The 22,446-nt window shown below is 60.1% G+C and carries 22 protein-coding genes; 7 read left to right on the top strand and 15 right to left on the bottom strand.

The window, feature by feature from the left end:
- Positions 1-284 precede the first annotated feature (284 nt).
- The 4 genes from PSH90_RS18900 (at position 285) to PSH90_RS18915 (ending at position 5,563) form a co-directional block, all read left to right on the top strand.
- Positions 285-2,057, top strand: coding sequence for an N-acetylglutaminylglutamine amidotransferase (locus PSH90_RS18900; RefSeq protein ID WP_150637682.1), 1,773 nt, complete (start codon positions 285-287; stop codon positions 2,055-2,057).
- 3 nt (positions 2,058-2,060) lie between these two features.
- The gene (gene ngg / locus PSH90_RS18905; RefSeq protein WP_305381291.1) at positions 2,061-3,809 is read left to right on the top strand and encodes an N-acetylglutaminylglutamine synthetase; all 1,749 of its coding nucleotides are present in this window, start codon (positions 2,061-2,063) and stop codon (positions 3,807-3,809) included.
- 166 nt (positions 3,810-3,975) lie between these two features.
- Complete coding sequence (locus PSH90_RS18910; RefSeq protein WP_305381292.1) at positions 3,976-5,166, top strand: osmoprotectant NAGGN system M42 family peptidase; 1,191 nt, start codon at positions 3,976-3,978, stop codon at positions 5,164-5,166.
- 169 nt (positions 5,167-5,335) lie between these two features.
- Entirely contained in the window at positions 5,336-5,563 is a 228-nt protein-coding gene (locus PSH90_RS18915; protein WP_003172962.1) for a YheU family protein, read from the top strand.
- A 5-nt stretch (positions 5,564-5,568) separates the two neighbouring features.
- Here PSH90_RS18915 and csrA read toward each other — a convergent pair whose 3' ends face one another.
- The 3 genes from csrA to PSH90_RS18930 form a co-directional block, all read right to left on the bottom strand.
- Positions 5,569-5,754, bottom strand: a complete 186-nt coding sequence (gene csrA / locus PSH90_RS18920; RefSeq protein ID WP_024013891.1) for a carbon storage regulator CsrA — start codon at positions 5,752-5,754, stop codon at positions 5,569-5,571.
- Between the two features lie 133 nt (positions 5,755-5,887).
- Entirely contained in the window at positions 5,888-6,220 is a 333-nt protein-coding gene (locus tag PSH90_RS18925) for a YnfA family protein (protein WP_016770946.1), read from the bottom strand.
- A gap of 63 nt (positions 6,221-6,283) precedes the next feature.
- The gene (locus PSH90_RS18930; RefSeq protein WP_305381293.1) at positions 6,284-7,099 is read right to left on the bottom strand and encodes an SDR family oxidoreductase; all 816 of its coding nucleotides are present in this window, start codon (positions 7,097-7,099) and stop codon (positions 6,284-6,286) included.
- Positions 7,100-7,430: 331 nt separating this feature from the next.
- Here PSH90_RS18930 and PSH90_RS18935 point away from each other — a divergent pair, with 331 nt between their 5' ends.
- Positions 7,431-7,583 carry a DUF3309 family protein gene (locus PSH90_RS18935; RefSeq protein ID WP_003183939.1) on the top strand — a complete coding sequence of 51 codons (153 nt, stop codon included), beginning with the start codon at positions 7,431-7,433 and terminating at the stop codon, positions 7,581-7,583.
- 72 nt (positions 7,584-7,655) lie between these two features.
- On the opposite strand, the gene PSH90_RS18940 is transcribed toward PSH90_RS18935, so the two are convergent.
- The 10 genes from PSH90_RS18940 to PSH90_RS18985 form a co-directional block, all read right to left on the bottom strand.
- Positions 7,656-9,749 carry an LTA synthase family protein gene (locus PSH90_RS18940; RefSeq protein WP_041478246.1) on the bottom strand — a complete coding sequence of 698 codons (2,094 nt, stop codon included), beginning with the start codon at positions 9,747-9,749 and terminating at the stop codon, positions 7,656-7,658.
- Positions 9,750-10,062: 313 nt separating this feature from the next.
- On the bottom strand, positions 10,063-10,668 hold the full coding sequence (locus PSH90_RS18945; RefSeq protein WP_071173184.1) for an START domain-containing protein: 606 nt from the start codon (positions 10,666-10,668) through the stop codon (positions 10,063-10,065).
- Between the two features lie 40 nt (positions 10,669-10,708).
- The gene (locus PSH90_RS18950; protein ID WP_016770949.1) at positions 10,709-10,963 is read right to left on the bottom strand and encodes a YkgJ family cysteine cluster protein; all 255 of its coding nucleotides are present in this window, start codon (positions 10,961-10,963) and stop codon (positions 10,709-10,711) included.
- Between the two features lie 163 nt (positions 10,964-11,126).
- The gene (locus PSH90_RS18955) at positions 11,127-11,600 is read right to left on the bottom strand and encodes a translation initiation factor 2 (RefSeq protein ID WP_252878688.1); all 474 of its coding nucleotides are present in this window, start codon (positions 11,598-11,600) and stop codon (positions 11,127-11,129) included.
- A 78-nt stretch (positions 11,601-11,678) separates the two neighbouring features.
- A complete protein-coding gene (locus tag PSH90_RS18960) occupies positions 11,679-13,118 on the bottom strand; it encodes a PLP-dependent aminotransferase family protein (RefSeq protein WP_041478242.1) in 1,440 nt (479 codons plus the stop codon).
- A 201-nt stretch (positions 13,119-13,319) separates the two neighbouring features.
- Complete coding sequence (locus tag PSH90_RS18965; RefSeq protein WP_041478241.1) at positions 13,320-14,132, bottom strand: OmpA family protein; 813 nt, start codon at positions 14,130-14,132, stop codon at positions 13,320-13,322.
- On the bottom strand, positions 14,129-14,491 hold the full coding sequence (locus tag PSH90_RS18970) for a DUF4398 domain-containing protein (protein WP_150742565.1): 363 nt from the start codon (positions 14,489-14,491) through the stop codon (positions 14,129-14,131). Before PSH90_RS18970 ends, PSH90_RS18965 begins: the two co-directional genes overlap by 4 nt.
- A 9-nt stretch (positions 14,492-14,500) precedes the next feature.
- Positions 14,501-15,322 (bottom strand): ABC transporter substrate-binding protein, encoded by an 822-nt coding sequence (locus PSH90_RS18975; protein ID WP_252882480.1) that lies wholly within the window; start codon positions 15,320-15,322, stop codon positions 14,501-14,503.
- A gap of 81 nt (positions 15,323-15,403) precedes the next feature.
- On the bottom strand, positions 15,404-16,348 hold the full coding sequence (locus tag PSH90_RS18980; RefSeq protein ID WP_258707056.1) for an electron transfer flavoprotein subunit alpha/FixB family protein: 945 nt from the start codon (positions 16,346-16,348) through the stop codon (positions 15,404-15,406).
- Positions 16,349-17,098, bottom strand: a complete 750-nt coding sequence (locus tag PSH90_RS18985) for an electron transfer flavoprotein subunit beta/FixA family protein (RefSeq protein ID WP_007908338.1) — start codon at positions 17,096-17,098, stop codon at positions 16,349-16,351. It lies immediately after the preceding gene.
- A gap of 550 nt (positions 17,099-17,648) precedes the next feature.
- On the opposite strand from PSH90_RS18985, the gene PSH90_RS18990 reads away from it, so the two are divergent.
- Positions 17,649-19,313 carry an electron transfer flavoprotein-ubiquinone oxidoreductase gene (locus tag PSH90_RS18990; protein WP_016770955.1) on the top strand — a complete coding sequence of 555 codons (1,665 nt, stop codon included), beginning with the start codon at positions 17,649-17,651 and terminating at the stop codon, positions 19,311-19,313.
- 183 nt (positions 19,314-19,496) lie between these two features.
- Here the strand turns inward: PSH90_RS18990 and PSH90_RS18995 are convergent, their stop codons facing one another.
- Positions 19,497-20,387 (bottom strand): AraC family transcriptional regulator, encoded by an 891-nt coding sequence (locus PSH90_RS18995; RefSeq protein WP_016770956.1) that lies wholly within the window; start codon positions 20,385-20,387, stop codon positions 19,497-19,499.
- Between the two features lie 190 nt (positions 20,388-20,577).
- Here PSH90_RS18995 and PSH90_RS19000 point away from each other — a divergent pair, with 190 nt between their 5' ends.
- Positions 20,578-21,630, top strand: a complete 1,053-nt coding sequence (locus tag PSH90_RS19000) for an NAD(P)-dependent alcohol dehydrogenase (RefSeq protein WP_041479403.1) — start codon at positions 20,578-20,580, stop codon at positions 21,628-21,630.
- Positions 21,631-21,639: 9 nt separating this feature from the next.
- Here PSH90_RS19000 and PSH90_RS19005 read toward each other — a convergent pair whose 3' ends face one another.
- The gene (locus tag PSH90_RS19005; protein ID WP_016770958.1) at positions 21,640-22,443 is read right to left on the bottom strand and encodes an IclR family transcriptional regulator; all 804 of its coding nucleotides are present in this window, start codon (positions 22,441-22,443) and stop codon (positions 21,640-21,642) included.
- Positions 22,444-22,446 lie beyond the last annotated feature (3 nt).

Raw genomic sequence — 22,446 nt, forward strand, 5'->3', positions numbered from 1 at the left:
AATCCACGCAGATCAAACGCTTTTTTGTATGGAAAAAACAGCCCTGCACCACCCCACCCGGGACGTCCGTGCACGTGAGGGCTTATGCAAAAAAAGCGTAACGGCGCAGGGGTACATCCCGAGACTCGATCCGCACCGATAGCGTTACGGCCGGAGCCAGCGTGGCCGCCTTATAACTTATCGATCTAAAACTCCACCTACCGAGACAGGTCAGTTTCTGAGTACCCGCACTTTTCGCGCGGTACGGCTTGACCTTCCCCAACGGAAAAACCGGTAAGGACTTTATGTGCGGATTAGCTGGCGAGTTACGTTTTGATCAACAACCTGCAGACCTTGCAGCGATCGAGAGAATCACCCATCACCTGGCCCCTCGCGGCCCTGACGCGTGGGGCTTCCATGCCCAAGGGCCGATTGCCCTGGGTCATCGACGCCTGAAAATCATGGACCTGTCGGACGGCTCTGCGCAGCCGATGATCGACAGCCAACTGGGCCTGTCCCTGGCGTTCAACGGTGCGATCTACAACTTCCCGGAATTGCGCGCAGAGCTTGAAGCGCTGGGTTATGCCTTCTATTCGGGTGGCGACACCGAAGTGCTGCTCAAGGGTTATCACGCCTGGGGCGAGGCGCTGCTGCCGAAGCTCAATGGCATGTTTGCTTTCGCTATCTGGGAGCGTGATGCCCAGCGCCTGTTCATCGCTCGTGACCGTCTCGGCGTAAAGCCGTTGTACCTGTCGCGCACTGGCCAACGCTTGCGTTTTGCCTCAGCACTGCCGGCGCTGCTCAAGGGCGGCGACATCAACCCGATCCTCGATCCGGTGGCGCTCAATCACTATCTGAATTTCCACGCGGTCGTACCCGCGCCGCGCACCTTGCTGGCCGGTATCGAAAAACTGCCGCCCGCCACCTGGATGCGCGTTGAAGCCGATGGCCGCACCGAGCAGAAAACCTGGTGGACCCTGCCCTACGGCCCGAATGAAGACGAGAAAAACCTCAATCTGGAAGACTGGGTCGATCGCGTCCTCGACAGCACCCGCGAAGCGGTGGCGATTCGTCAGCGTGCGGCGGTGGATGTCGGTGTGTTGCTGTCCGGCGGTGTCGACTCGAGCATGCTCGTCGGCCTGTTGCGCGAAGTTGGTGTAGAGAATCTGTCGACCTTCTCAATCGGCTTCCAGGATGCCGGCGGCGAGCGCGGCGACGAATTCCAGTATTCCGACCTGATCGCCAAGCACTACGGCACGCGCCACCATCAGTTGCGCATCGACGAGAAAGAAATCATCGAGCAACTGCCCGCCGCCTTCCGGGCGATGAGCGAGCCGATGGTCAGCCACGACTGCATCGCTTTTTATCTGTTGTCCCGTGAAGTGGCCAAGCACTGCAAAGTGGTGCAAAGCGGCCAAGGTGCGGACGAGCTGTTTGCCGGTTACCACTGGTACCCGCAAGTCGACGGCGCGGCGGACCCATACGCGGCCTACCGCGATGCGTTCTTCGATCGCAGCTACGACGACTACGCAGCGACTGTGCAGCCGAAATGGCTGGTCGACCACGATGCGGCGGGCGACTTCGTCAAACAGCACTTTGCCCAGCCCGGCGCCGAGGCTGCCGTGGACAAGGCGCTGCGCCTGGACAGCACGGTGATGCTGGTCGATGACCCGGTCAAACGTGTCGACAACATGACCATGGCCTGGGGTCTGGAAGCGCGCACGCCGTTCCTCGACTATCGACTGGTCGAGCTGTCGGCTCGTGTACCAGGCCAATTCAAGCTGCCCGATGGCGGCAAGCAAGTGCTGAAAGAAGCTGCGCGCCGGGTCATTCCAAGCGAAGTGATCGATCGCAAGAAAGGCTATTTCCCGGTGCCGGGTCTCAAGCACTTGCAGGGCGACACGCTCAACTGGGTGCGCGAACTGCTGTTGGATCCGAGCCAGGATCGCGGCCTGTTCAACCCGACCATGCTCGACAAGCTTCTGACTGATCCGCAAGGCCAACTGACCCCGTTGCGCGGTTCGAAACTGTGGCAACTGGCGGCCCTGAACCTGTGGCTCAGTGAACAAGGAATCTGATTGATGAAACCCCATGCCACGTCCATCAACCAACGCCTGTTGCGTGGTCAGGCCCCCTCGTATGAACGTTTGCAGGCGCGCCTGGCCGAAGACGGCAGCGAGCCTGCCACCGCCCCGATTGCCGTGCATTGCGGCTGGGGCCGGCTGCTGATCGGCCATACCTTTCCCGACCCGGCGTCACTGGCGCAGGAGCTGCTCAACGAGCAGCCCGGCGAGCGCGACATCGCCCTGTACGTCGCCGCACCGCAGCAGATTCTCGGCCTCGAGCCGACGCAGCTGTTTCTCGATCCATCCGACACCCTGCGTTTATGGTTCAGCGATTACCGGCAGGCCACGCGGGTGTTTCGCGGCTTCCGCATTCGTCGTGCGCAAAGCGAAACCGACTGGCAGGGCATCAACCGTTTGTACCAGGCGCGCGGCATGTTGCCGATCGATCAGGAGCTGCTCACCCCACATCATCAGGGCGGCCCGGTGTACTGGCTGGCGGAAGACGAGGACAGCGGCGCGGTGATCGGCAGTGTCATGGGTCTCAATCATGAAAAAGCCTTCAACGACCCGGAACACGGCAGCAGCCTGTGGTGCCTGGCGGTCGACCCGCATTGCTCACGCCCGGGCGTCGGCGAAGTGCTGGTGCGACATCTGGTAGAGCACTTCATGAGTCGTGGTCTGGCTTATCTGGATCTGTCGGTGCTGCACGACAACCGCCAGGCGAAAAACCTTTACGCCAAACTGGGTTTCCGCAACCTGCCGACGTTCGCCATCAAGCGCAAGAACGGCATCAACCAGCCGCTGTTTCTCGGCCCGGGCCCGGAGGCGAATTTCAATCCTTACGCGCGGATCATCGTCGAAGAAGCCCATCGGCGCGGTATCGACGTGCAAGTGGATGACGCCGACGCCGGGCTGTTCACCCTCAGCCACGGCGGCCGTCGCGTGCGTTGCCGCGAGTCGCTGAGCGACCTGACCAGTGCGATCAGCATGACCTTGTGCCAGGACAAAAGCCTGACCCACAAGGTGCTGAAAGGCGCAGGTCTGAAACTGCCCGCGCAGCAACTGGCGGGCAACGCCGACGACAACCTGGCCTTCCTCGATGAGCACCAACGGGTGGTGGTCAAACCTCTCGATGGCGAACAGGGCCACGGCGTCGCGGTGGATCTGCGCACCATCGAAGAAGTGCAGAAAGCCATCGAAACCGCCAAGCAGTTCGACAGTCGCGTGCTGCTGGAAAGTTTCCACGAAGGCCTTGATCTGCGCATCGTGGTGATCGGCTTTGAAGTGGTTGCGGCGGCGATTCGCCGTCCGGCGGAAGTGGTTGGCGATGGTCAGCATTCGATCGGTGCGCTGATCGAAGCGCAGAGCCGCCGCCGGCAAGCCGCCACCAGTGGCGAAAGCAAGATTCCGCTGGACCACGAAACCCAACGCACGCTGCACGCTGCCGGCTATGACTACAGCAGCATCCTGCCGGCCGGCGAGCATCTGTTCGTGCGGCGCACGGCCAATCTGCACACCGGCGGTACGCTGGAAGACGTGACCGACATTCTTCATCCGACCCTGATCGACGCGGCAGTGCGTGCGGCGCGGGCGCTGGACATTCCGATGGTCGGGCTCGATCTGATGGTGCCGGCGGCGGATCAGCCCGAGTACGTGTTCATCGAAGCCAACGAACGCGCCGGCCTGGCCAACCATGAACCGCAGCCGACGGCGGAACGCTTTGTCGATCTGTTGTTTCCGCATAGTCAGCCGGCTGTTTCGTGATTATGAAGCGCCTCTACTGACGCCTTCGCGAGCAGGCTCGCTCCCACAGGGTGAATGCATTCCAAATGTGGGAGCGAGCCTGCTCGCGAAGAGGCCCTGAACGTCACCACCAATTTTCCTCATCGAAACCATCGATGTGCTCAACCCATCAGGAGTTTCCATGACCATGACCACACAAATCCCTGAACCGGATCTGGCTTACCTGCAAAAAGTCCTGCTGGAAATGCTCGCCATTCCCAGCCCTACCGGTTTCACCGACACCATCGTGCGCTATGTCGCCGAGCGTCTCGAAGAACTGGGCATTCCGTTTGAAATGACCCGGCGCGGGACCATCCGCGCGACGTTGAAGGGCAAAAAGAGCAGCCCTGACCGCGCGGTGTCTGCGCACCTGGACACCATCGGCGCTGCTGTGCGTGCGGTGAAAGACAACGGTCGCCTGACCCTCGCCCCGGTCGGCTGCTGGTCGAGCCGCTTTGCCGAGGGTAGCCGGGTCAGCCTGTTTACCGACACCGGGGTGATTCGCGGCAGCGTGTTGCCGCTGATGGCGTCCGGGCACGCCTTCAACACCCAGGTCGATGAAATGCCGATCAGTTGGGACCATGTCGAGCTGCGTCTGGACGCCTACTGCACGACCAAGGCCGATTGCGAGTCGCTGGGCATTCATGTCGGCGACGTGGTGGCCTTCGACCCGCTGCCCGAGTTCACCGAAAGCGGTCATATCAGCGCCCGCCACCTCGACGACAAGGCCGGCGTTGCCGCAATGCTCGCCGCGCTCAAGGCGATTGTCGACAGTGGCCAGGAACTGAACATCGATTGCCATCCACTGTTCACCATCACCGAGGAAACCGGCAGCGGTGCAGCGGCGGCATTGCCGTGGGACGTCAGCGAATTTGTCGGCATCGACATCGCACCCGTCGCCCCCGGCCAACACTCCAGCGAACACGCGGTGAGCGTGGCGATGCAGGACTCCGGCGGGCCGTATGACTATCACCTGTCGCGGCATCTGTTGCGTCTGGCCGATGAACACGAATTGCCGGTGCGCCGTGACATGTTCCGCTATTACTTCAGCGATGCGCACTCGGCGGTCACCGCCGGCCACGACATTCGTACTGCCCTGCTCGCTTTCGGCTGCGATGCCACCCACGGCTACGAGCGTACGCACATCGACAGCCTGGCGGCGCTCAGCCGACTGCTTGGCGCGTACATTCTGAGTCCGCCGGTCTTTGCCAGCGATGCGGCGCCGGCCAATGCCTCACTGGATCGCTTCAGCCATCAGATCGAGCATGACACGCAGATGGAAAGCGAAACCCGGGTGCCGCCGGTGGACAGTCTGGTGGGGCAGCGTTCTGACAGTTGAGCCTTCGGTGAATAGATAACCGCTTTCGCGAGCAGGCTCGCTCCCACAGGGATCGCATTTCAAAGGTGGGAGCGAGCCTGCTCGCGAATGGGTCGGCAAGACCGATACAGAACTGGCAGACAAAACCCAATCCCCGTAGCATCCCGACATTGATTTGACCGAGGTGCCCATGCTCATTCCCCACGACGCGCTTGAAGTCGACACCCTCACCCGCCTGATCGAGGATTTCGTCACCCGCGACGGTACCGACAACGGCGATGACACCCCGCTGGAAACCCGCGTCCTGCGCGTGCGTCAGGCACTGACCAAAGGCCAGGCATTGATCGTGTTCGATCCGGAAAGCGAACAGTGCCAGCTGATGCTCAAGCACGACGTACCCAAGCATCTGTTCGACTGAAGCCGTCAGCCAGCCTTCGCCGCAGCCTCCTTGCGCTTGATCCGGTCATAGACCTCGGCGCGGTGTACATGGACCTTTTTCGGCGCCTCGACGCCGAAGCGCACGCTGGAGCCGTTGACCGACAGAACACGCAGGGTGATGTCGTCTCCGATTGAAATCAACTCACCGACCACACGGCTGAGTACAAGCATGGGATTCATCCTTCAGGACTGGCAAACCCTGAAGATGCGCGGCTTACAGCGTCTTCACAATCCACGACGAGCAAATCAGTCTTGCCCTACAGGCGCCCACGCCCGCAGCTGTCAGACGCTTCGCACAAAAGCCTCAGGCAGCGGAAAAGCGCGGCCCGAACAGAATGATGCTGGCACCGACCACGCACAGGGCCATGCCAATCCAGTCCGAGCCCAGCGGACGCACCCGCTCGACCACCGCCAGCCAGCCAATCGAAGCAACGATGTAGATCCCGCCATACGCGGCATAGGCGCGCCCGGCGTAGGCCGCTTCAACACGGGTCAGCAACAGCGCGAACAGGGTCAGGCTGAGCAACGCGGGAATCACCCACAACGCACTCTTGCCCTGACGCAGCCACATGTAGAAGGCAAAACAGCCGGCGATTTCAAACAGCGCCGCAAGGAAGAACCACAAGTAATTGAGCATGGAGGCGTCTCGACAGGGTGACCGTGGCGGCCACCCTAACGACGCGGCGGGAATCGAACAAGATCAAGCGTTGTTTTGTTTGGCCTTGGCGCGCATTTTCTCGGCCATGGAAGTCATTTCGTTGTAGAGCAGTTGCGGATTCTTTTGCTTGATTGCCCAGGCCATGCGCCCTTGTTCGTGGGGCAGAATCAAGAATTCACCGGCGGCGACTTGCTGATAGATGTAGTCAGCGATGTCGGCGGCGCTGATCGGCGAACTTTCCAGCAACTTGCCGACCTGGGCTTTCATGGCCGGGGTCGGGCCACGGAAAGAATCGAGCAAGTTGGTCTGGAAGAACGACGGGCAAACCACATGCACCGCCACTTCCTGATGTGCCAGTTCGATCAGCAGACTCTCCGACAACGCCACTACGCCGGCCTTGGCCACGTTGTAGTTACTCATTGCCGGGCCCTGCATCAACGCGGCCATGGAGGCGATGTTGATGATCTTGCCCTTGCTCTCTTCCAGCAGCGGCAGGAACGCCTTGCAGCCTTTGACCACGCCCATCAGGTTGATCGCGATCTGCCAGTCCCAGTCTTCCAGCGACAACTCGCTGAAAAACCCGCCCGAGGCGACGCCGGCATTGTTGACGATGATGTCGATGCCGCCGAGCTTCTCTTCGCAGGCTTGGGCGAAGGCGGTGAGCTGGCTGTAATCGCGCACGTCGCAGCGCTGGATGAAACCGTCACCGCCCGCCTCGCGCACCAGCTTCAGGGTTTCCTGCAGGCCGGGCTCACTGACATCGGACAAGGCCAGCCGCCAGCCTTCACGGGCCCAGCGCAGCGCGATTTCGCGACCCAGGCCTGAGCCTGCACCAGTGATCATCATGCGATTTTGCATAGCGGACAGCCTTGTTGTTCCGGGAGAGATGCGCCGAGTGTAGCGAAGGAACTTCGTTCGCCCACGCTCCATCCAGTTGCTGAATGGAGGATCAAAAGATTCCAGCCGTCATTGTTTTCCGGTTGGTCTCATGCAGGAGCTGACGAGTGCAACGAGGCTGCGATCTTTTTGCTGGAAAGGAAATAACCGAGCAATCCAAATACATTAAAAAAACATTGAATTTTTTTTCATCGGCGCAAGTCGGAACATGTAAGCCGGCTGGAATTTAGTTGCTCTCCAGCTGCCCACTGAGCATCAAGACTCTTCCAGACTCTGAACAAGGAAATCACCCATGGGCACAATTCTAATCATCATCCTGATCCTGTTGCTGATCGGTGGTCTGCCGGTCTTCCCGCACTCCAGAAGTTGGGGTTATGGCCCGTCGGGCATTATCGGCGTGGTGTTGGTCGTGCTGCTGGTGCTGTTGTTACTCGGCAAGATATGACGATTTGACGCGGTAAAAAAAGAGGCCCTTGTTCAAGGGCCTCTTTTTTATTGCGTGGACTTTAAGAAGTGATCAGTCCGGCTTGCCATGAATAACACCGGCGGTGTTATCGAGCAGGCTCTTGGTCGCGGTTTGCAGGAACGCCTCAAGTTTGAGTTTGAGTTCGGCAGTGCGCGGCGCGTCCGGCACTACTTCGGCGTGCGGGTTGGCGCCGAGCTGGTATTGCCAGATTTTCGGGCCCATGTCCTTGTCACGCGGCAGCACCAGAATCTGGTCGGCGGTGACAATGGCGGTGGTCTGTTCGCTGCCCGATGGCTTGATCACACCGAAACCGGTATCGCCCTGCGGCAGGTTGAGCAGATCACGGCCCCAGCACTGGTGACGCACTTCGCCACCGAGACGGCCCATGATGGTCGGTACGATGTCGATCTGCGTGCCCACGGTGTGGTCGCGGGTACCGAACTTCTGCTGAATGCCCGGGGCAATCATCAGCATCGGCACGTTGAAGCGGCCCAGGTCCATTTCAGTGATCTGGCGCTCGTTGCCGAAGCCATGGTCGCCGACGATGACGAACAGGGTTTCGTTGAAGTACTTCTCTTTGCGCGCCTTCTCGAAGAACTGGCCGAGCGCCCAATCGGAGTAGCGCATGGCGGTCAGGTGTTCGTTGAGGCTGCCACGGTCAGTCACGCGCTCGACCGGCAATGGCGTCGGCAAGGCGTACGGTGTGTGGTTGGACAGGGTTTGCAGCAGCGCGTAGAACGGCTTGCCGTTTTCCCGCGCCTTCAGTTCTTGCAGGCCACGATCGAACATGTCCTGGTCGGACACGCCCCAGGTCGGATCGGAGAACACCGGGTTGACGAAGTCATTGCGGCCAACGAAGTTGGTCATGCCCTGGTTGCTGAAGAAGCCCGACTGGTTATCCCAGGCGAAATCGCCGTTGTAGACATAGACGTCGTCATAGTCGCGGGCGCTGAGCAACTGCGGCAGGCCGGACAGTTTGTGGCTGCCTTCCGGGGTCTGCATCAGGTATTCGAAACCTGGCAGGTTGGGGAAGCAGGCCATGGTCGCGAACATGCCCTGATGGGTGTGGGTGCCGTTGGAGAAGAAACGGTCGAACAGCAGACCTTCCTTCGACAGCTTGTCCAGGTACGGGGTGATATTGCCCGGCGCGCCCAAAGCACCGACCGAGTGACCGGCCATGCTTTCCATCAGGATCACCACGACGTTCTTGATCGGCAGGGTCTTGTCGGCCGGCGGCATGTAGTCGCGGCGAACAGCGGCGATGTCGGCATCGACCAGTTTGTCGTCCGGCATCAGCAGCATGTCGCGCACCACTTGCTGCGCCTGTTCCTGAGGCAGCGTGGCTTTCCAGATATTGTCGCGGTCTTCGCCCATGCGCGCCTTGGCTGCGGCGACCAGCGACAGCGTGCCGTTGAGGCCGAGCTGGTTGGCGAAGTTGGAATCGGTGGTGTAGACGTCACCCCAACGCATCGGCGGGCCTTGACGCAGGGTGCCGCGAGCGGCGACCACGCAGATCAGCAGGCAGACCACGAACACCGCCAGGCGGGTGTACCACGGCGCAACCTGACGGGAGCTGACGCTGCCCCCGCTGAACGGTCCGCGCGGGCGGGTGGCGCGGTCGGCACCTTTGAACGCCAGGGTCAGAATGACCGTGCCGATTACCCACGCCAGCACGTAGCGCACCACCGGGAAACCGTACCAGAGCATGCTCATTACGGTTTTCGGGTCTTCCTTCACGTACTGGAACACCAGACCATTGAGGCGCTGGTGAAACTCGCGGTAGAAGTCCATTTCCATCAGGCCGAGGAACAGCGCGATGCTCGAGGCGACGGTCAGCCACAGACGGAAGAAACCGCGCGCGGCCATGGCCCGGGCACTGAACAGCGCCAGCACCAGCGGAATGCACAGGTAGACCACCAGGCGCAGGTCGAAACGCAGACCGTTGACAAACGCTTCAAGGAAGGTCGCGGCCGGGGTGTCGAGGATCATCTCGCGGTTGTAGACCAGCAGCGCGAGGCGCAGCGCGGAAAACATCACCATCATGACCAGCGCGCACAGCAGCGTGTAGGCCAGATGCGATTTGACGGTCGGTTGCAGCAGACGAGCAGAAGATCGCTGCTGACTCAGGGCGTCCGGGTTTGCCATGTCGTTTTAGGACCCATTGGAAGTTGAAGTTGCAAAAATACAGCGGCGCCATGCCCTCTATTGGTCAATCCAGACCCCGGGGCGTGCGCGGTGCGCAAATGTTGCACGATCGTTCACACCATTGCCATTGATTACTGCCCAGCCCTTCGAGACTTTCATTCGAAGGCTGGCAACGCAATGGCAGTCAACAAGTGCGGGCGAATTGTCTTGGAGACTTTGTGAAAATTTCGTGCAACGCATATCTGGAAATACAATTTAGAGACGAAACAAAACGCCCCGAAGCGATCGGGGCGTTTTGCTTACAGCCAATTGATTATTTCTCGGCGCGTTCTTTCAGCGCTTTCAGGGTATTGAATGGCGCATCCACCACAAACTTGTTGGCGACCATGGCCGGCACGCTACCGCCCGGCTCGGTGTGCACCTGGTAAGTCACTTCAACCTGATCGCCTTTAGGCACGAACTTCCAGAAGCCTTTGACTTGCTGGACCCGCACGAAGCCTTTTTCTTCCGGCAGATAGGTCGGCACGCCCTCAAGATTACGGGTCAGGCTGCCATCGGCGCCCTCAACAGTGGTGATCTTCAACACCGAATCACGCGGGGTCACCGGCCATGGCGTATTGAATTGCGAATAGGTCCAGCTCAGATCGCCTTCGTGCTTGAGCAGTTTCTGGCTCTTGCATTCGTGAATCCACGCGCAGGCGCCGGAGACGTCTTCCTGCAAGGCGCGCAGTTTGGCAACGGTGGTTTTCATCAGCGCAACGCCTTGGTAGGACTTGTAATCCGAACCGGGTATTTCGCTCAGGGAAACCTTGATGCCGTCTTCGTTCTTGGCAACTTTCCAGTCTTCCGCGTGGACGACCGAAGTGGCAAGTACGGCAGTCAGACCACACAACACAGCGATACGGTGCAGCGAACCCATAGTGTTATTCCTTATTGTTGAAGTTCCGTTCGTGAACACATCATGCCGCCGTCATCTGCTCCCACCAGCCGATCAATCTGATCGCTTCTTCTGAACTGCTGCCGCAAACCTCGACATCCGCAGCGAAACCCGAGCACACAGCCGGACGTTCCGGACGGCCGAAAATGCTGCACAGGTTATCGACCGACAGTTGCACGCAACGTTCGCCGGCGGGTTTGCCATCGGGCATGCCGGGGATCGGCGAACTGATGGAGGGGGCAATGCAGCAAGCGCCACAGCCTTCACGGCATTTCATGACGAACAGATCCTCGCGACGGGCGATGTGTAAAGAGACGGGGGACAGAGTAACCGCTAAAACAGCTGTTTCAAATTGCTACAAGCGGCTTTTCAACGATAAGTAAAAGTGACCGGGCAGTCTCCGACGAAGCGTCTGCTCTGCGCGTCGCAGAGGCCTGCATCTATTGCTTGAATTCGAAATCCAGCGCCGCGCCTTCCACATCGCGTCGCGCTTCGTTGCGCAATTGCAACTCCATTTCATTGCTGAGCAAGCGGCCGTTGAGCTGGAAGCCGTTATCTTTTTCGCCAAACATCTGCGGCAGGATCGCCTCGCGTTTGGGCAGTTCTACGGTGCCCTGTGGCTTCAGGTCTTCAACCATATCCTTGGGCAGGCTGAGATCGAGTTTTGCCGGCGGCAATTTGGTCTTGGCCACTTCGCTGGCGGATTTCGACTTCGAGGCAACCGGGCGGCGCTTCTTCACCGTGGCGTTTTTTTTGGCCTGGGCTGTTTTTGCCGGAGCCACGGTTTTGACGGCTTTCTTCGTCGTACTGGTCGCTGCCGGTTTTTCCTGGGCTGCGGCCGCCATGACACCCGGTGCCTGACCGATCATCAACAAACCCAGCAATACCCACGCGGCAGGAACAATGGCTTTCATGGACCCAACGAACTAACGGCAGAGGGCCACATGCTCGCTTGTTGTGCGTCACATGACAAGCACCACCGCCCTCCTCGTTCAGAATCCGCCAGCCATTTCCTGACACAGTTGGGTGGCCAACAGACCCAGCGTCATCAGCGCGCGCTCCGCTTCGCGGTTCCACGGAATGCCGCAGTTGAGGCGGATACAGTGGTTGAACTGCTCGGTATTGCTGAAGATCAGACCCGGCGCGATGCTGATGCCTTGTTGCAGTGCGCGGACATGCAATTCCTGGGTGTTGACCCGCCCCGGCAAGCTCACCCAAAGGATGAAACCGCCCGTTGGCCGGGACATCTGCGTGCCTTCAGGGAAATGCTGTTGAACCGCCAGCTGGAACGCGCTGAGGTTTTTCCGGTATTCCTGGCGAATGTAGCGTAAATGCCGGTCATAACCGCCGTTTTCCAGATAGGCGGCAATCGCCATCTGCGTGACGCTGCAGGCCGAATGGGTGCTGAAGGTTTGCAGGCGCTGGATTTCCTGTTGGTATTTGCCGGCGATCATCCAGCCGATACGCACACCTGGCGACAAGGTTTTGGAGAAGCTCGAGCAGTAGATCACCCGATCCAGCCTGTCGTAAGCCTTCAGCGCCTTGGTACGGCCCTGCTCGAACATCAGTTCGCCGTAGATATCGTCTTCGACAATCTGAATGTCGAAATCCGAGGCCAGCCGCAGCAACTGTTTCTGCCGCTCTTCCGGCATGGTTCCGCCGAGGGGATTGCTCAGGCGCGTGGTCAGCACCAACGCCTTGATCGACCATTGGTTGGCGGCCAGTTGCAAGGCTTCCAGGCTCATGCCGGTGGCGGGGTCGCTGGGGATTTCGATGACCTTCAGGCCAAGCAGATCGGCCAGTTGCAGCAGGCCGTAATAGGTCGGTGATTCGGCAGCGATCAGATCCCCCGGCCGGGTCAGCACACGCAATGACATCTGCAAGGCGTCGACACAGCCGTGGGTAATCACCACTTCCGACGGATCGACCACCACGCCGGCGTCACGCATGCGGATCGCGACTTGCCGACGCAGCGGTTCGAAGCCGGGGCTGAACATGTAGCTGAACGCCCGTGGACTGTGAAACCGGGTGACCTTGGCCAGTTGCTGATGCAGCGCGCGCACCGGCAGATAATCGACGCTCGGCACCGCAGCGCCCAGCGGAAACACGCCTTCGCGGCGGGATTCGACCAATACCTGCTGAATGATGCTGCTGCGCGTCACCAGCCCCGGCCGTTCGACCCGGGCAATATCCGGCGTCGGCGCGGTCAGCGCTGGGGTCTGGTGCACGTAGTAACCCGACTGCGGCCGAGCGCGGATCAGGCCCTGATCTTCAAGGTTGGCGTAAGCCTGCAACACCGTCGCATGACTGACGTTGAGCTGCGAACTCATCTTGCGCACCGAAGGCACGCGCTCCCCCGGTTGATAGACACCACGGCGGATGTCTTCGGCCAGTTGCTGAGCAATACGTTGGTAGAGCAAGAGATTGGTCATGACGCAGCACTCGATTTCACGGGCGTTTTATTCTTGTGTGAAACAATACCGGAACAGTTTAGAAGTGTACTGGGACAGTTGCCAGATTACTCGACCGTACAGTGGGGTGTCTGCCCCATCTGTACGGTTTTGCGCAGCAATCGACAGACATAAAAAAGCCCGGCACTGCATGACAGTCCGGGCTTTCCAGAGACGCAACCCTCAACGGGCGGCGCCGAGCTGGCCTTTTTCGTCAGAGAACACGATTTCCACCCGGCGGTTCTGCGCCCTGCCGCGCTCGGAGGCGTTGGCGTCAACCGGGAACTGGTCGCCATAACCTTCGACCTGAATGCGTTTTTCATCGATGCCCAGATCGACCAGCACGTCAGCTACCGACTGCGCACGATCGCGGGACAGTTTGAGGTTTTCCTGTTTGCCACCGGTGCTGTCGGTGTAGCCCTCGATGCGCACCACGCGCTTGGGGTTGAGTTGCAGGAACTGGACGATCTTCAGCACGACACGGTTGGCCGAGTTTTTCAGTTCCGCCTGGCCGGTGTCGAACAACACGTCGCCGAGGGTCATGACCAGCCCCCGGTCGGTCTGTGTGGTGGCCAGCGCCTCGATCTGTTCCTCCAGCCACTTGCCCTGCTGCTGCACACTGAGCAGCTTCGACTCGCGCAGAGCCAGTTGCAGACGCTGACGCTCAAGCTCGAGCTTGGCTGCGCGTTCCTCGTTGAGCGCCTGGTTGGTGTGCTCGCGGGCGATTTCGCTGTAGCGCTGGCTCAAGTAGGCGTAATGCACCACGTCGGCACCGCTGCCCCAATAGGTCGACAGCCGATCGGCACGGGCCAGGGATTCGCCGGCGCGGATCACGTCTTTCGGCGCAATGCGCAGGACGTTGGAATCTTCCTTGACCTTCTGGAAATCAGCGCCGGCCTGTTGCAGCGCCGCCTCACTGTGCTGGCCAGCGCAGCCGTACAGGCTGGCGCAACCGGCGAGGAGCAGGATACCGAAAGCGTTGGACTTGAGGCTCATTGCGCTTCCCCCAGTTGCAGCTGCTTGCGCAGGCGGACAATGCGGGTATTGAGCACATTGAGTTGCTCTTCACTTTTTTTCGTCAGCACCTTGGCTTCGGCCAGACGTGCATCCAGTTCGGCCTGCTCGGCACGCATGCGCGCGTTGCGATAGGACTCGTCGGCCATGCTGCCTTTGGCGCGGTTGTACTTGGTTTCGGCCAGCTGCATTTCCGGCACTTCGTCGGCGGTAGCGCCGACTGCCTTGGCCTGCACGATGGCTTGTTCGGTCAAACGCATTTGTTCACTGGGTGCCGGATCGGATGCGCACCCGGCCAGGGCCAGAACGGCCACAGCCGCGAAAAAAGGTCGAATACTCACTAAGAATCCCTACTGTTTTGGGGCACTGACAGGTTGTGGCGACTGTTGCTGTTGCGCCTTCCAGCGCTCGATGTTGCGTTGCAGCGCGGCTTCCGTCAGTCCGGACGCGGGCAATTCTGTCATCTTTTTGGCGAGCTGTCCGCGCAACCACGGATCGTTGCAGGCCGAGTTATGCGAAACCGCGAGGAACAGACCCGGCCGGTCGATGGGTTGTTCGAACGCCAACAGATCGCTGGTCATGCCCAATGTCTGCGCGGCGGCCAGGCCTGAATACCGTCCGGCGAGAACATATTCCACCTCGCCCAAAAGAAGTTTCTGCAGGGCCTGGGTAAGATTGGCTGTCCGCGTCAGGGTCAGATTCTGTTCGGCGAAAGTGCCGAATGCCTGGGTCATCCGAGACTTTTCCGACACCGCGCCGGCATGGCCCTTCAGGTCGCTGGCCTCGCCGTAGGCCAGCGTCGAGCCTTTGCGCGTCCACACCAGATAGTCGTTTTCCAGCAGTGGCGGATGGATGTAGTCGAGGTTTTCCAGCTCATTCACGGTCAACGGCGCGTCGGCCAGCATGTCCATGCGCCCGCTGCGCACTTCATCGAGGGCCTGCGAGCGTTTGCCGGCGTAGAGCAGGTCAACTTTGATGCCCAGATCCTTGGCCACTTGCTGCAACAGATCGGCACTGGCGCCGATCAGGCGCTTGGGGTTTTGCGGGTCCTGCCACAGATAGGGCGGCGCATCCGGGCTGCCGGTGACAACCAGGCGCTCGCACTTGCCAGCGGCCGTGGCCAGACCTGGCAACAGCACCCATCCCAACAACCATCCGCAGCGCAGATCCATGGCAAAACGCTCCCGCTTGAAATTCGAGACAAAAAAAAGCCCGACCAACAGGCCGGGCTCTTTATAAGTGAAGACGCCGGATTAGACCAGCTTCTCCAGCTCAGGTACTGCTTCGAACAGATCCGCCACAAGGCCGTAATCGGCCACCTGGAAGATCGGCGCTTCTTCGTCCTTGTTGATCGCAACGATCACTTTGGAGTCTTTCATACCGGCCAGATGCTGGATCGCGCCGGAGATACCGACGGCAATGTACAGCTGTGGCGCAACGATCTTGCCGGTCTGACCGACCTGCATGTCGTTCGGTACGAAACCTGCGTCGACCGCAGCGCGCGAAGCGCCAACAGCAGCGCCGAGCTTGTCGGCCAGCGCGTACAGGTGTTTGAAGTTGTCACCGTTCTGCATGCCGCGGCCGCCGGAAACGACGATCTTGGCAGCGGTCAGCTCGGGACGGTCGGACTTGGCCAGCTCTTCGCTGACGAAGCTCGAAGTACCGGCGTCGTGGGCAGCGCCAACGGCTTCAACGGCAGCCGAACCACCTTCAGCAGCAACCGGATCGAAACCGGTGGCACGCACGGTGATCACTTTGATCGCGGCGGTCGATTGCACGGTGGCGATGGCGTTACCGGCGTAGATCGGACGCTTGAAAGTGTCAGCGCTTTCTACCGAGATGATCTCGGAGATCTGGTCAACGTCCAGCGCAGCAGCAACGCGCGGCAGGATGTTTTTGCCGTTGGAGGTCGCGGCAGCCAGGATGTGGCTGTAGCCAGCGCCCCCGCCTTCATGGGCAAGAGCAGCAACCAGCGGAGCTACGTTCTCTGGCAGCTGATGCGCGTAAGCGGCGTTGTCAGCATTCAGGACTTTGCTCACGCCAGCGATTTTCGCTGCGGCTTCGGCCACCGGGCCAGCGCCCTGACCTGCTACCAGAACGTGGATGTCGCCACCGATTTTGGCAGCAGCGGCCACGGTGTTCAGTGTGGCCGGGGCCAGCACTTTGTTGTCGTGTTCAGCAATAACCAAGATAGTCATTTAGATTACCTTCGCTTCGTTCTTGAGTTTTTCAACCAGTTCAGCCACCGACTTGACCTTGATGCCCGCGCTGCGTGCAGCCGGCGCTTCGACTTTCAGGGTCTTGTTGGTGGAGGCGGTGGAAACGCCCAAAGCGTCCGGAGTCAGCACTTCGAGAGGCTTCTTCTTGGCTTTCATGATGTTTGGCAGGGACGCATAGCGCGGCTCGTTCAAACGCAGGTCGGTGGTGACGATGGCCGGCAGTTTCAGCGAAACGGTCTGCGCGCCGCCGTCGATTTCGCGAGTCACGGCAACGCTGTCGCCGGAGACTTCGACTTTCGACGCGAAGGTGCCCTGACCGTAGCCGCTCAGTGCCGCGAGCATCTGGCCGGTCTGGTTGTTGTCGCTGTCGATCGCCTGTTTGCCAAGGATCACCAACTGCGGCTGTTCCTTGTCGACAACGGCCTTGAGCAGCTTGGCCACGGCCAGCGAGGTCAGGTCTTCAGCGGATTCGACGAGGATGGCGCGGTCGGCACCCAGAGCCAGTGCGGTACGCAGCTGCTCCTGAGCGGTGGTCGGGCCGATCGAGACGACGACGATTTCAGTCGCAACGCCCTTCTCTTTCAGGCGTACGGCTTCTTCCACGGCGATTTCGCAGAACGGGTTCATCGACATCTTGACGTTGGCGAGGTCGACGCCGGAATTGTCCGCCTTGACGCGGACCTTGACGTTGTAATCCACAACGCGTTTGACAGCTACAAGAACCTTCATGGATTCCTCGTTACTCTCCGGTGAAAAGAAAGTCGCCTAGGCGAACCTGGCGGATGATGCTCATCGGGCGACAAGGGCACCTCTAAAAACGCCGGCTTGAATGTGAGGTGATTCACTTCGCGAAGAGCGGTGACCGTTCGTCAGGGGTGACTGTCGGGTCATTCATTCTCACGCTGTGTAAACTGCGCGCCGGACTTGCGCTGCGCATCACCGTCTACTGCCTGTGCCCTGTCTTTAGAGGTGCTCTTGAAACCGCCAGTCTGCCTACGGCGAGCGCAAAACCGCCCGTATCTTGACCGGAACGCCCATTCTGGTCAATACGCCAAAATGCCCTGTCATAAGCCGCGCTTCTTTGATTTATCAGGGCTGGAGGCGATTCAAACAAACGTTTGTATTGGACGCTAGGAGTGGTGTAGATATAATGCGCCGCCTAGAGAGAAAGGTGGATTCGCCAATATTCCCTTTGACGTTAACGTAAAGGCAATACGGATGCGAGATCAAACCTCCATATTAGAAAAAAAACTGTTGAGCCTTGAGTAGGAGATAGCCTGTGGAACGCGAATACATGGAATTCGACGTCGTCATCGTCGGTGCCGGCCCCGCTGGTCTGTCCGCCGCCTGCCGCTTGAAGCAGAAGGCCGCTGACGCCGGTAAGGAAATCAGCGTCTGCGTGGTCGAAAAAGGCTCCGAAGTCGGCGCACACATCCTCTCCGGTGCGGTGTTCGAACCCCGCGCCCTGAACGAACTGTTCCCGGACTGGAAAGAACTCGGCGCGCCGCTGAACACGCCCGTCACGCGCGATGACATTTTCGTACTGAAAAACGCCGACAGCGCGCAGAAGATTCCCGACTTCTTTGTGCCCAAGACCATGCACAACGAAGGCAACTACATTATCTCCCTGGGCAACCTGTGCCGCTGGCTGGCTCAGCAGGCCGAGAATCTGGGTGTGGAAATCTATCCGGGCTTCGCCGCTCAGGAAGCGCTGATCGATGAAAACGGCGTAGTGCGCGGGATCATCACCGGTGATCTGGGCGTCGACCGTGAAGGCAACCCGAAAGAAGGCCTGTACACCCCTGGCATGGAACTGCGTGGCAAATACACGCTGTTCGCCGAAGGCTGCCGTGGCCACATCGGCAAGCAACTGATCAAGCGCTACAACCTCGACAGCGATGCCGACGTTCAGCACTACGGCATTGGTCTGAAAGAAATCTGGGAAATCGACCCGGCCAAGCATCAGCCAGGCCTGGTGGTGCACACCGCCGGCTGGCCGCTGGACATCATGGGCACCGAGAACACCGGCGGCTCGTTCCTCTATCACCTGGAAAACAATCAGGTGGTGGTCGGTCTGATCGTCGACCTGTCCTACAGCAACACTTACCTGTCGCCGTTCGATGAGTTCCAGCGCCTCAAGCATCACCCGGTGCTCAAGCAATATCTGGAAGGCGGCAAGCGCGTCAGCTACGGCGCTCGCGCCATCGCCAAGGGCGGCCTGAACTCGCTGCCGAAAATGGTCTTCAAGGGCGGCGCGCTGATCGGTTGCGATCTCGGCACCCTGAACTTCGCCAAGATCAAAGGCAGCCACACCGCGATGAAGTCCGGCATGCTCGCGGCGGAATCGGTGGCAGATGCGCTGTTCGCCGAGCAGGATTGCACCGTCGAACTGACCACTTACGTCGACGCATTCAAGAATAGCTGGCTGCATGAAGAACTGTTCGCCAGCCGTAACTTCGGCCCGGCGATCCACAAGTACGGCGCGATCATCGGCGGTGGTTTCAACTGGCTGGACCAGAACATCTTCGGCGGCAAACTGCCGTTCACCCTGCGCGACACCAAGCCGGATTACGCCTGCCTCAAGCTCGCGGCCGACTGCAAGAAGATCGATTACCCGAAACCTGACGGCAAACTGAGTTTCGACAAACTCAGCTCGGTGTTCATCTCCGGTACCAACCACGAAGAAGAGCAGCCATGCCACTTGAAGCTGACTGATCCGAGCATCCCGATCAGCAAAAACCTGCCGTTGTACGACGAACCGGCGCAGCGTTACTGCCCGGCCGGCGTATACGAAGTGATCACCAAGGAAGACGGCGAGAAGCGCTTCCAGATCAACGCCCAGAACTGCGTGCACTGCAAGACCTGTGACATCAAGGACCCTGCGCAGAACATCACCTGGGTGGCGCCGGAAGGTGCCGGCGGCCCGACTTACCCGAACATGTAAGACGAAACGCTGAACAACAAGGCTCCCGAAATGGGGGCCTTTTTGTTGCCCAAAATTCCCCTGACACCACAAAACAACTGTGGGAGCGAGCCTGCTTGCGAAAGCGGTGTGTCATATGAAGATGATGTCGACTGATCCAGCGCCTTCGCGAGCAGGCTCGCTCCCACAGGGAATAACGGCGGATCAGGCAGCGCGCTCATCCCCCGGACTGCGTTCGAAGTAGCGCTTGTACTCGCGGCTGAACTGCGACGTGCTCTGATACCCCACCCGATGCGCCACCTGCGCCACGCCCAGCCCCTCCGCCACCAGCAGCGTCTGCGCCTTCAACAAGCGCAAACGCTTGAGATACTGCACCGGCGACAACAACGTGCTGCGCTTGAAATGCTCATGAAACGTCGACACGCTCATGTTCGCGCAACCGGCCAGTGTCTCGACATTCAGCGGCTCGGTGTAATGCGCATGCAGATGGCTGATCGACGCCGCCACCCGGGCGAATTGCCCTTGTTGCTCGACCAACGCACGCAATACATCCGCCTGCGGCCCGCGCAACGCAACGAACAACAACTCGCGGACCCGCGCCGGGCCGAGAATCTGGCATTCCAGCGGATCGTGCAGACAGCTGAGCAGCCGTTCGACACAACCGCGCATGCCATCGTCGAGCACCACCGAGGTCATCGACTCCGGCGTCTGCGCCGGAATATGCCGCCCCGGCGCCAGCCCCATGGCCAGCACCAGTTCGCCGAGCAGGACGCGATCGATCGCCACCGACACACCGAGCAATGGCGCGTCGGGCAAGGCAAAGGTTTCACATTCGAACGGCACCGGCAGCGCCTGGATCAGGTAATGCCCGGCGCCGTATTCCATGGTTCGTGGGCCGAGGAACGCCAGTTTGCTGCCCTGGGCGATGATCATCAGGCTCGGCTCGTAAATGTGCGGGCCACGGGCGACGTCGCAACTGGCGCGCAGGATCTGCACACCGGGCAGGCCGGTCTGGCTGTAGCCATCGCGCAGCGCCAGCGGTTCGATCAGCGAAACCAGCCGGGCATTGGCATCAAGATGACGGGTCAACTGCATCGAATAGGTCTTCGTAAAATTCACGGAAAAGTGGATGAAAACATCATCGCAGATCCGCTGACCAATGCGATCGCCGAAACCCGCATGCCGGAGGATTAGGCATGAGACCCGGAGAAATCGTCATGGCCGCACCCGCGTCTGACGGCCAGAATTCACCGCCTCACTTGTCACTGTTTTTGCGAGGTCCTTCATGTACACCGCCATCGGCTATGCCGCCCAATCGGCCACCACTCCCCTCGCCCCGATGAAATTCGAACGCCGCAGCCCGCGCGCCGACGACGTGGCGATCGAAATTCTCTACTGCGGCGTCTGCCATTCCGACATCCATCAGGCACGCAACGAATGGGGCATCGCCGTTTATCCGCTGATGCCTGGCCATGAGATCGTCGGAAAAGTCACCGCAGTCGGTGCGAATGTCACCCGTCACAAGATAGGCGATCTGGTTGGCGTAGGCTGCATGGTCGATTCCTGCCGCAGCTGCGAAGCCTGTCAGGCGAACCTCGAGCAATATTGCCTCGAAGGCCCGACCATGACCTACGCCACCCCGGATCGGGTTGATGGCAGCAACACCATGGGCGGTTATTCGGACAGCATCGTGGTCAGCGAACACTTCGTTGTGCGCATCCCCGAGAAACTCGCTCTGGCCAGCGCCGCACCGATTCTCTGCGCCGGCATCACCACTTACTCGCCGCTCAAGCACTACGGCGTCAAGGCCGGTGACAAGGTCGGGATTCTCGGCATGGGCGGCCTCGGCCACATGGGCATCAAGTTCGCCAAGGCCATGGGCGCGGAAGTCACGCTGTTCACCCGCTCGGCGAGCAAGGCTGAAGAAGGTCGCCGTCAGGGCGCTGATCACGTCATCGTCTCCACCGATGCCGAGCAGATGAAGGCCGCGGCCGGCTACTTCGACTTCCTGCTCGATACCATTCCGGTGCAACACGACTTGAACCCGTACCTCGACACCTTGCGTTTCGACGGTGTGCACATTCTGGTCGGCCTGATCGAGCCGGTGAACCCACCCGTGCACGCCGGCAAACTGGTGATGAGCCGCCGTGTGCTGGCCGGTTCCTTGATCGGTGGTATCGCCGAAACCCAGGAAGTGCTGGATTTCTGCGCCGAACACAACATCACCTGCGACATCGAAATGCTCGACATCCGCAATATCAATGAAGCCTATGCGCGGATGATTGCCGGTGATGTGAAGTACCGCTTCGTCATCGACATGGCGACGCTGAAGGCCTAAACCTTAGGGCTATACCTTCAAACCAAGCTCCGCCGACAGCCGGGTTGTGACCCCTTTGAGCAGGGGGATCAACTCGGCCATTTTTTCCAGCGGCATGTACGGCACGGTGCTGGCGATACTGATCGCCGCGACTATGCCCTTGCTCGCATCACGAATTGGCGCCGCCACACAGCGGATCGACGGTTCGTTGTCTTCCAGATCGAACGCGTAGCCACCGGCAACGTATTCGCCCATGCGCTGCTCAAGCTGTTCCCACGACTGCTGTGGATGCTGCGGCCAGAACTGACTTTTGCCACCCGCCGGCAGGCTGATGTCGTACAGCCGCCGCCAGTCCTGCGGCGAATCGTCGAGCATCAAGGCCTTGCCGATCCCGGTGCGTACCAGCGGCATGCGATGGCCAACCCGCGAGCGCATTTCCGGCCCGTTGCGCCCGGGGTTCTTCAATAGGTACAGCACTTCGTCGCCTTCGCGGATTCCGAGGTGCACGGTATCGCCGGTCAGCGCCGACAACTCATCCAGATACGGTCCGGCCAACGTCACCAGCGGCAACTCTTCGCGGGCCTGAAAGCCCAGTTCGATCAGCTTCGGCCCGAGCAGATAACCGATTTGCGGCACTACGCGCAGATAACGCTCGTCGACCAGACAGCTGGCCAGACGATGGGTAGTGCTGCGCGTGGTACCGATCAGCCGGGCAATCTCCTTGAGATCACGCGCGCCACTGGCCACCGCCTGCACCACACCGAGGCCGCGCAGCAGCGTCTGGGTGCCGGTGGGCGCGGCGTCCTTGGTTTTTTCCGGGGCGTCTTCCTGCATATC

The organism is Pseudomonas sp. FP1762, from assembly GCF_030687105.1.
Taxonomy (GTDB): domain Bacteria; phylum Pseudomonadota; class Gammaproteobacteria; order Pseudomonadales; family Pseudomonadaceae; genus Aquipseudomonas; species Aquipseudomonas siliginis.

Excerpts from the sequence above, each read along its gene's own strand:
- PSH90_RS18900 (WP_150637682.1), top strand. The coding sequence starts at position 285 with ATGTGCGGATTAGCTGGCGAGTTACGTTTTGATCAACAACCTGCAGAC.
- ngg (WP_305381291.1), top strand. The coding sequence starts at position 2,061 with ATGAAACCCCATGCCACGTCCATCAACCAACGCCTGTTGCGTGGTCAG.
- PSH90_RS18910 (WP_305381292.1), top strand. The coding sequence starts at position 3,976 with ATGACCACACAAATCCCTGAACCGGATCTGGCTTACCTGCAAAAAGTC.
- PSH90_RS18915 (WP_003172962.1), top strand. The coding sequence starts at position 5,336 with ATGCTCATTCCCCACGACGCGCTTGAAGTCGACACCCTCACCCGCCTG.
- csrA (WP_024013891.1), bottom strand. The coding sequence starts at position 5,754 with ATGCTTGTACTCAGCCGTGTGGTCGGTGAGTTGATTTCAATCGGAGAC.
- PSH90_RS18925 (WP_016770946.1), bottom strand. The coding sequence starts at position 6,220 with ATGCTCAATTACTTGTGGTTCTTCCTTGCGGCGCTGTTTGAAATCGCC.
- PSH90_RS18930 (WP_305381293.1), bottom strand. The coding sequence starts at position 7,099 with ATGCAAAATCGCATGATGATCACTGGTGCAGGCTCAGGCCTGGGTCGC.
- PSH90_RS18935 (WP_003183939.1), top strand. The coding sequence starts at position 7,431 with ATGGGCACAATTCTAATCATCATCCTGATCCTGTTGCTGATCGGTGGT.
- PSH90_RS18940 (WP_041478246.1), bottom strand. The coding sequence starts at position 9,749 with ATGGCAAACCCGGACGCCCTGAGTCAGCAGCGATCTTCTGCTCGTCTG.
- PSH90_RS18945 (WP_071173184.1), bottom strand. The coding sequence starts at position 10,668 with ATGGGTTCGCTGCACCGTATCGCTGTGTTGTGTGGTCTGACTGCCGTA.
- PSH90_RS18950 (WP_016770949.1), bottom strand. The coding sequence starts at position 10,963 with ATGAAATGCCGTGAAGGCTGTGGCGCTTGCTGCATTGCCCCCTCCATC.
- PSH90_RS18955 (WP_252878688.1), bottom strand. The coding sequence starts at position 11,600 with ATGAAAGCCATTGTTCCTGCCGCGTGGGTATTGCTGGGTTTGTTGATG.
- PSH90_RS18960 (WP_041478242.1), bottom strand. The coding sequence starts at position 13,118 with ATGACCAATCTCTTGCTCTACCAACGTATTGCTCAGCAACTGGCCGAA.
- PSH90_RS18965 (WP_041478241.1), bottom strand. The coding sequence starts at position 14,132 with ATGAGCCTCAAGTCCAACGCTTTCGGTATCCTGCTCCTCGCCGGTTGC.
- PSH90_RS18975 (WP_252882480.1), bottom strand. The coding sequence starts at position 15,322 with ATGGATCTGCGCTGCGGATGGTTGTTGGGATGGGTGCTGTTGCCAGGT.
- PSH90_RS18980 (WP_258707056.1), bottom strand. The coding sequence starts at position 16,348 with ATGACTATCTTGGTTATTGCTGAACACGACAACAAAGTGCTGGCCCCG.
- PSH90_RS18985 (WP_007908338.1), bottom strand. The coding sequence starts at position 17,098 with ATGAAGGTTCTTGTAGCTGTCAAACGCGTTGTGGATTACAACGTCAAG.
- PSH90_RS18995 (WP_016770956.1), bottom strand. The coding sequence starts at position 20,387 with ATGCAGTTGACCCGTCATCTTGATGCCAATGCCCGGCTGGTTTCGCTG.
- PSH90_RS19000 (WP_041479403.1), top strand. The coding sequence starts at position 20,578 with ATGTACACCGCCATCGGCTATGCCGCCCAATCGGCCACCACTCCCCTC.
- PSH90_RS19005 (WP_016770958.1), bottom strand. The coding sequence starts at position 22,443 with ATGCAGGAAGACGCCCCGGAAAAAACCAAGGACGCCGCGCCCACCGGC.